The 8,078-nt window shown below is 53.4% G+C and carries 6 protein-coding genes and 2 tRNA genes; all 8 read right to left on the bottom strand.

The window, feature by feature from the left end:
- Window positions 1-125: 125 nt before the first annotated feature.
- The 8 genes from EDC14_RS15575 to EDC14_RS15540 all read right to left on the bottom strand — a co-directional run bounded on the left by EDC14_RS15575 (window position 126) and on the right by EDC14_RS15540 (window position 8,051).
- Window positions 126-1,070, bottom strand: a complete 945-nt coding sequence (locus EDC14_RS15575; RefSeq protein ID WP_243662946.1) for a tyrosine-type recombinase/integrase — start codon at window positions 1,068-1,070, stop codon at window positions 126-128.
- A 179-nt stretch (window positions 1,071-1,249) separates the two neighbouring features.
- Window positions 1,250-1,325, bottom strand: a tRNA-Glu gene (locus EDC14_RS15570).
- 31 nt (window positions 1,326-1,356) lie between these two features.
- A tRNA-Gln gene (locus EDC14_RS15565) sits at window positions 1,357-1,430 on the bottom strand.
- Between the two features lie 121 nt (window positions 1,431-1,551).
- Window positions 1,552-3,036 carry a glutamate--tRNA ligase gene (gene gltX, locus EDC14_RS15560; RefSeq protein ID WP_132015241.1) on the bottom strand — a complete coding sequence of 495 codons (1,485 nt, stop codon included), beginning with the start codon at window positions 3,034-3,036 and terminating at the stop codon, window positions 1,552-1,554.
- 183 nt (window positions 3,037-3,219) lie between these two features.
- Window positions 3,220-3,399: a hypothetical protein gene (locus EDC14_RS15555; protein ID WP_132015240.1), complete on the bottom strand. Its 180-nt coding sequence runs from the start codon at window positions 3,397-3,399 to the stop codon at window positions 3,220-3,222.
- 358 nt (window positions 3,400-3,757) lie between these two features.
- A complete protein-coding gene (gene mtnA / locus EDC14_RS15550; protein ID WP_132015239.1) occupies window positions 3,758-4,804 on the bottom strand; it encodes an S-methyl-5-thioribose-1-phosphate isomerase in 1,047 nt (348 codons plus the stop codon).
- On the bottom strand, window positions 4,801-5,589 hold the full coding sequence (gene mtnP, locus EDC14_RS15545; protein WP_132015238.1) for an S-methyl-5'-thioadenosine phosphorylase: 789 nt from the start codon (window positions 5,587-5,589) through the stop codon (window positions 4,801-4,803). The genes mtnA and mtnP overlap by 4 nt, the downstream gene beginning before the upstream one ends.
- Window positions 5,586-8,051: a DEAD/DEAH box helicase gene (locus EDC14_RS15540; protein ID WP_132015237.1), complete on the bottom strand. Its 2,466-nt coding sequence runs from the start codon at window positions 8,049-8,051 to the stop codon at window positions 5,586-5,588. Before EDC14_RS15540 ends, mtnP begins: the two co-directional genes overlap by 4 nt.
- Window positions 8,052-8,078: the final 27 nt, after the last annotated feature.

Below are 8,078 nucleotides of genomic sequence, written 5' to 3'. Positions count from 1 at the left end.
TCAAGGTCCGTTTTGGGCTTGCTCATGGAACTTGGGGGGTTCGCTGAATCGGCTTTTTGAGGGCGTTTTCCCCTGTTCAGCGAACCCTAAATTATAGTCACTAAAATACATAATTATTTTACAAACTACAATTTTCTGACCCTATGTTTCTTGCTTATTAACTGATTTATCGGAGTCGCAATAGCGTGTTGTTGATGTAGATCGTTTTCAGTCAAAGATACATACCGTTTGGTCATAGTTAAGTTTGTATGCCCCAAAGTCCTTTGAAGTGAAAAAGCATTTCCTCCAAATCGAAGGAACATTACTGCAAAAGAGTGTCTTAAATCGTATGGTCGAATTTTCACTCCAATTTGTTGACTATAATAATTCATTCGTTTATCCCAAACAAAACGATTCATTGGTTGACCATCTTCCGTACAAAACAATGGAACTGATTCTTTCCAATCCGAATGTCTCGCCATAATGAGTTTCCTTATAGCATCAACAGTAATTGCTGTTAAAGGAAGGGTTCGTGATACTCTGGTTTTTGCTACACTAGGGGGTATATTAACCTCCAAAGCCTTGAAATTGAAATCTCCAATTACCAATCCAAAAGCCTCACTTGGTCGAATTCCCGTATCCATTGTTAAAAGTATAAGTGCATAATCCCGAACTCCGACATAAGTATTCAACTTTAAGGAGGATAAAAGGCTTTTGATTTGGTCCTCTTTAACCGATCTCGGTTTCTCATCTTCTTTCCGTTTTTTAATTCCATCGAGAGGATGATCGGAAATAATCCCCTCGTCCATAGCCCAGTTAAAAAATACCTTAAGAGTCTTTCTTCGCGTGTTAAATGTTGATGGAGATAAGTTTGAGCTTTCTGCAAAGTAATTCATTACAGCTAATCGTAAAGCCTCGTAGTTACCCATTGAAGACAATCGTGAGTTCTGGAAGAATTGGCTGACATGGTAATGGTAGTCATTAAGGGTTCTTTCAGCCAATCCTTGCGATTTCTTAAACAATAAAAAGTGTTCCAAGCATTTCTCCCATCCTGAGTCTACTTTCTGCGAAACCTTCCTGACTCTAGACAAAATAAAAACCTCCTTCGTATTTCCCACGAAAGAGGATTCTTTGAAAGTTTATGTTCTTGGTTAAGTCTCCGCTCTAGTGATTTTTGTAAGGGCGGTTCCCTATTTTCATAAATCAGGGTCACCGTACTTACTAAAAATTTTCCACTATTCGAAGATCAAAAACCACGATTTAGCTGGTATGGTAGTCCCAACGGGATTCGAACCCGTGTCTCCGCCGTGAGAGGGCGGTGTCCTAGGCCTCTAGACGATAGGACCAAAAATTGATAATGGATATTCGTTTTTTAAATGGCTGGGGGAGAAGGACTCGAACCCTCGCCGACAGGGCCAGAACCTGTTGTCCTACCACTAGACGATCCCCCAGTGCGCAAAAATTATTATACCAACGAAGCAGGCCGGAGTCAATACTTATTTACTAACAATTTTCGTTTTGCCAGGCAATTTTGACCTCGATTGGGCAAATTCAACCTTTTCTGGTCACCGGCTAGGAAAGAACCTGGATCGCCGTCTGGATTCGTCGTAATACGCGGTCTTTCCCCAAGGCATGAAGACTCTCGAAGATGCCCGGCGTGGCGGTCCGGCCCGACATCGCCACGCGGATCGGCATAAAGATCTGCCCATCGTGCAATTCAAGCTTTATCGCCAGTTCCCGGAGAGTGGCCTCTAACTCTGCTTCCTGAAAATCGTCAGCGACGTTTTGCAAAGCCTCGTGCGTATGGACCAATACTCGCAAGGTTGTTGCCTGGTCCATCTTTTTGGGGATGAGTACTTCTTTAGACAGAGCTGGAATCTCCTCTTGCAAGAAAATATCCAGCAACTGCGGCGCATCGGTCAAAAGCTTCAGCCGTTCCTGAACCAAGGGAATCAGGCTGACCAGATAAGCGAATCGTTCCGCCGGACAGGGATCCGGTAATAAATTCGCCTTTTGCAGAAACGGCAGACAACGTTCAGCCAAGTCTTGATGGCCCAAACTACGGATATAGACTCCGTTATACCAGTTCAGTTTGTCAGTGGAAAACTTCACCGGCGAGGCGTTGACCCGATCAAGGCCAAAAACTTGGGCCGCTTCCTCTTTAGCGAAAATCTCCTGCTCGGTGCCGGGATTCCAGCCCAAAAGCAATAAAAAGTTGAATAAGGCTTCCGGAAGATAACCCTGCTCGCGGTACTCCTTAACGCTGGTGGCACCATGCCGCTTGCTCAGTTTCCCCTTGCCATCCGGGGAGAGAAAAATCGACAGATGGGCAAACTGCGGCGGTTGCCAGCCGAATGCCTCATACAACAGCACATGTACCGGCGTGCTGGCGATCCATTCATCGCCACGCAAAACATGGCTGATCTTCATCAAGTGGTCATCCACCACGTTGGCAAAGTGGTAGGTGGGAAAGCCATCCGATTTTATCAGGACGAGGTCTTCGAGAGTCTCGTTCTCAAAGACCAACTCGCCACGGATCAGATCCTTCACGACGGTCCGACCACTCAACGGGGTCTTAAACCGGATCACTCTCCGCAACCCGGCTTGATTCCGCTGCTCACATTCGGCAGCGGACAATGTCCGGCACAACCGATCATAACCCGCTTGAACTTTGGCGTTTTCTTGACTCTTGCGCAATTCTTGAAGCCGTTCCGAGGTGCAGTAACAGTAATAAGCTTTCCCCTCGGCCACCAATTGTTGAGCGTATTGATGATAGAGGTCCAACCGTTCTGATTGAAAATAAGGTCCGTACCCGCCGCCCGTTTCCGGTCCCTCATCCCACTCCAACCCCAACCACCGTAAGCTGGCCAGGATATCATCGAGCGAGTCCGGTACAAACCGATTCCGGTCCGTATCCTCAATCCGTAATAAGAATTTGCCCCCGGTGCGCCGGGCCAGTAGCCAATCGTAAATTGCGGTTCTGGCGCCTCCGATATGTAAATATCCGGTCGGACTCGGCGCAAATCGCACCCGTACTTCGGCTTGGTCTTGATTCATCGAACGGTCACTCCCAAATAACATTTTCGAATTCGTTTTCATCTCAAAAAGAGCCGCATCATGGATTGATCCGGCGAGAGCTACCATAGGTTCCCCGTGGCAACTCAGTCTTTATATCATAGCATATCCGCTGGGCGTAAACAAGCAGAAGAGGCGTCGGAGACGCCCCTTCCAGATGAGAGGTTACTGTTTTTTCCGGGGTTGTCGCCGCTTGTTCATGCCGGATTGCGAAACGTCGGTCAATAAATCGCTGGCATACTCCATGTCTCCATGCCGACTGCTCTCGGCATGCTCATGGATGGCGGATATTTCAGAAGCGGTCTCCATCCGTTTGCTGTCGTTTTTCTGCGGTTTCTTGGCCAAACCGGACCCTCCTTTCGTCGAGATAACCATAGTATCTCTGGCCGACGGAGAATCATGATTGATTTTCAAATTTCTTAAACCGGTCTGAACCAAATATTATCATCATTTCCATCGTTTCTTAACTGGACGACGGAAGACTTTATGGCATATGATGAATATATCCTGGTTCATCTGGGCATATGAAAACCGTTGGATAGAGGTGATAACATGATATGCCCGCTATGTCGGCGCCACAAATTATTACGGGCCGAAGGAAAGTGGTTTTGTCCCCACTGTTTCCAAGTCTATCATTCTTTGCCGCTCTATGGAGCCGGCAAGTTTGTAGCAGCCAAAAGACCGAGCTTTTAAGCACGGTCTTTTATTCATTTGGTGTAATCCAGCTTCGAAAAGTACGCTTCCAGTCCCCGGTAGCGATGCCCTTTTCGGTGATGATCGCTGTCACGTATTTGGCCGGCGTGACGTCAAAGGCCGGATTGAAGACCGCGACTCCTTCCGGGGCGACCGGGATCCCGCCAAAAGAAGTGACCTCCGCGGCAGCCCGTTCCTCAATGGGAATATCCGCTCCGGAAGCCAGCTCCAGATCGATGGTCGAGAGCGGCGCCGCCACATAAAACGGGATGCCATGCTCCTTGGCAAGCACCGCCAAACCATAGGTGCCGATCTTATTGGCGACATCCCCGTTGGCGGTGATCCGGTCAGCGCCCACGATCACCGCTTGAACCTTGCCCAAATGCATAACTGCGGCAGCCATATTGTCTGTGATTAAAGTCACCGGGATCCCTTCCTGCATCAGTTCCCAAACGGTCAGACGCGCGCCTTGCAGCAACGGACGGGTCTCATCGGCAAAGACGCTAATCCGTTTGCCTTGCCGGTGAGCCATGCGGATGGCGGAGAGAGCCGTCCCATAGGCGGCAGTAGCCAATGCCCCCGCATTGCAATGGGTCAGTACGGTGATCCCATCCGCCAAGAGCGTCGCGCCATTCTCCCCAATGGCCCGGCAAACTTGTTCGTCCTCGGCGGCAATTTGGCAAGCTTCATTCTCTAAGGCGGTGATAATCATCGCCGCTTCTGCCTGAGATTCGTTCCGTTCCAGCACGGCCTGTTGCCGTTTGAGCGCCCAAAACAGATTGACTGCAGTCGGACGGGTCTCCGCCAGTTCGGAGATGACCTGCCGGACTTTCTCGCCAAACTGCGCCGCTCCGGCGAGTTCCTTCGCTCCCAGCACCACTCCGTAAGCGGCCGCGATCCCAATGGCCGGCGCACCCCGGACTTTGAGCCGTCGAATGGCGTCAGCGACGACCCGATAGTCTTGGGTGGTAATATAACGGGTCTCTCCCGGCAGCAACGTCTGATCGAGGAACGTCAGCCGGCCGTCTTGCCAGGCGAAAGTGCGCCACCCGCTCATTCTTTTCCCTCCGAACCGCGCCGGCAACCGCAGTCGGAAACGGCGCCGATCGCTTGATAACAGCCGATGATCAGATTGACAATTTTTTGGCCATGTTCGTTCATAATCTGGACCACATCGGCATGATCCAAGCGAATGGGACTGATCCCCGCCGCCCAGTTCGTGACCATGCTGACTCCGGCGTAACAGATTCCGAGTTCCCGGGCGAGCACCACCTCGGGTACGCCGGTCATCCCGACCACCGCTCCGCCCAACTGGCTGTACATGCGGATCTCCGCCGCGGTTTCATAGCGCGGCCCTTCGGCGCAGACATAACAACCCCCGGAATGAACCGCGATCCCGGCGGAAGTCGCCGCCCCTTCGAGCTGGCGCCGGAGATCCGGACAATAGGGCTCGGTCACGTCAATGTGGGCCCGGTGTACCTCGCCACTTTCAAAGAAGGTCAACGGCCGTTGCTTGGTAAAATCCAAAAACTGATCCACCAGGACCAGCGCTCCAGGGGCCAGCTCTTCGCGCAGGCTCCCCACCGCCGTGGTGGCGATGATCCGTTCCACTCCCAGACTTTTCAATCCCCAAATATTGGCCCGGTAGTTCAATTGATGCGGCAGCAGCGAATGCTCCCTGCCGTGCCGCGCCAGAAAGGCAACCTGCCTTCCAGCGATCTTTCCGACCATGGGCCGGATCTCCCCATAGGGGGTTTCCACGGCGACTTCCGAGACGTCATCCAGCATCGCAGGCTGATATACCCCGGAGCCGCCGATAACGGCCAATTTGATCTCATTCATTCGTTTTTCCTCCTCGGCATCGCCAGTTTCTGGCGGAGCTGTTGTTCGATCTTCTCGGGCAGGCGAAGCAACGGCGGATACGGGACATCCGGCACCGGCGTCGCGCTTGCGCCGGCCACGGCCGGCGCTTTCCGTTCCTTCGGGACGTAGGGTTCCAATTCCAACAGGTCATGCAGGATGATTAGCGCCCCTTCCTTGTCGGGGATCCGCCCTTTGGCGGTAGTATCCGGATCCAATTGGGGATTGGGCGGCAGCGGCGATCCGACACACGACGGGCAGCCGTCCTCGCAGGAACAGGTTTGAATCAGTTCCAGCGCCTTATGGAAAAGGTCTTCCACGCTTTCGAACGAACGGTGGGCAAACCCGATACCGCCCGGGAACTTGTCATAGACGAAAATCGACGGTGCGCCGTTGTTTTTCAGATCGACCACCGAACCGATATCCCCGGTATCGCACATCACCAGAAACGGCAGGACTTCGGTGAGCACATTGGCGATGCCGAGCATCGCCTCGACCGGATCCCGCTGAAACTCTTTGACCCGGTGCAAAGTCGACGGCGGCGGCACGACCCAAAGCGCATTGGTCTGCATTACCTGCGGTTCCAAGTCAATCTTGCCAAAACCGATGCTGTCCCTGGAGCCGAACTTGATCTTCCGGAACAGATACGGTTTGATCATCACTTCCACGTCGCCGAACCCGGTGGCGGCCTTGCGCCATTCCCGCTCCAGCTCCTTGGCGGTGGTAGTAATCTGTACCTCGGTGATGGACTGGGTATAGTAATCGACATCGATCTTCTCGACATAGGAGACTTTTTGGGGTACGTTCATTTCTTTGACGAAATAGGTCTCGCCGTCGTGCAGATAGATGGCTTCGGTATAGATCTGCTGATAGGCGCTGGCCTCTTCCAGCGTGCCAATGACTTTGCCGGGTTTGACGGTGACATCGACGATGCTGAAAGTATTGTCGGAGATATTGCGCAAGCTGACATCGGCCGGCGGGAAGCCGTTCGACCGCCAGTACCACTGGTGCTGCAGCTGTTTCAACTCCCCCGCCTCGCCCAACAGTTCCAGCAAGGCCGGAGCGTAGGCCCCGAACGATTGGCAATCCAGTCCGCTCACTGGCCCTTCCAGCGCGGCGCAACGGAGGTGGCCCATGAGAATATGGGGATTATTGGGATCGATCACCGCGGCCTCGGGATTCCGTTCGAAAAAGTATTGGGGGTTCTTGACCAGGTACTGATCGATGGGATTCTGGTGCGGAATGTACACCACCAGCGACTCCTCGTGCGCCCGGCCGACCCGCCCGGCTTGTTGCCAGGTGGAAGCGATGGTCCCCGGATAGCCGGTGATCAGGCAGGCGTCCAATTGGCCGATATCGATACCGAGCTCCAACGCATTGGTGCTGGCCACTCCCAGCAATTCACCGGAGAAAAGTTGCCGCTCGATCTCACGGCGTTCCTCCGGCAGGTAGCCGCCCCGGTAGGCCCGGATCTTCCCGGCCAGCGACGGACTGTAACGTTGCAATTGATCCTGGACATAACGGTAGAGCAACTCGGTAACGACCCGGGCCTTGGTAAAGGTGATGGTGGGAATCCGCTCCCGGATCAGCTCTGTCATCAGCCAGGCCGCTTCCGTATTGGCGCTACGCCGTTCGGTCCGGGTTTCATCCAAATACGGCGGGTTCCAAAAGATAAAATGTTTACTGCCGCGCGGCGATCCGTCGTTATCCACCAGTTCCATCGGCAGTCCCACCAGTTCCTGGGCATGTTCCAACGGATTATGGATGGTGGCCGAAGCCGCGATGAAAACCGGCATGCTGCCGTAATGACGGCAGATCCGGATCAGCCGCCGCATCACATTGGCGACGTTGGAACCGAAGACGCCCCGGTACGTATGGACCTCATCGATGACCACGTATTTTAAATTGGTGAAAAAGGCGGACCAGGCGGGATGCTTCGGCAGGATCCCCTGGTGCAGCATATCCGGGTTGGTCAGGACGAAATTGCCGCGATCGCGCAGGGTTTTGCGGAGGTTGACCGGCGTGTCGCCGTCATAGGTGCCCATCGCCGGCGGCGGCGCCGGCAGACCCTCAACCAGCCGTTGCAGGCTTTTTAATTGATCCTGGGCCAGCGCTTTGGTGGGATAGAGAAAAAGCGCCCGGCTCTGGGGGTCCGCCAGGTAGCTTTCCAAGGCGGGCAGATGATAGCAGAGCGTTTTGCCGCTGGCGGTCCCGGTCACCACCACCGTATGGCGGCCGCTGCGGATAGCATTGATGGCATCGGCCTGGTGGGAATAGAGATCCTTGATCTCCCGTTCCGCCAATAAGCGTTGAACCGGTTCGCTGAGCGGCGGATCGAGCCGGCCCCAGACCGCTTCCTTCGCAAAGGACTGTTGCTCGAAGACGATCTGCCCCTGATAGTTCCGATCGGCGGTGATTTTATCCAAAAATCGTTGAACGTTCATCGTTACCCTCACTTTTCCAAACTTAAA

It is taken from the genome of Hydrogenispora ethanolica (assembly GCF_004340685.1).
Classification (GTDB): domain Bacteria; phylum Bacillota; class UBA4882; order UBA8346; family UBA8346; genus Hydrogenispora; species Hydrogenispora ethanolica.
The sequence above is the reverse complement of the archived record's forward strand: the minus strand, read 5'-3'. Positions and strand labels throughout refer to the sequence as shown.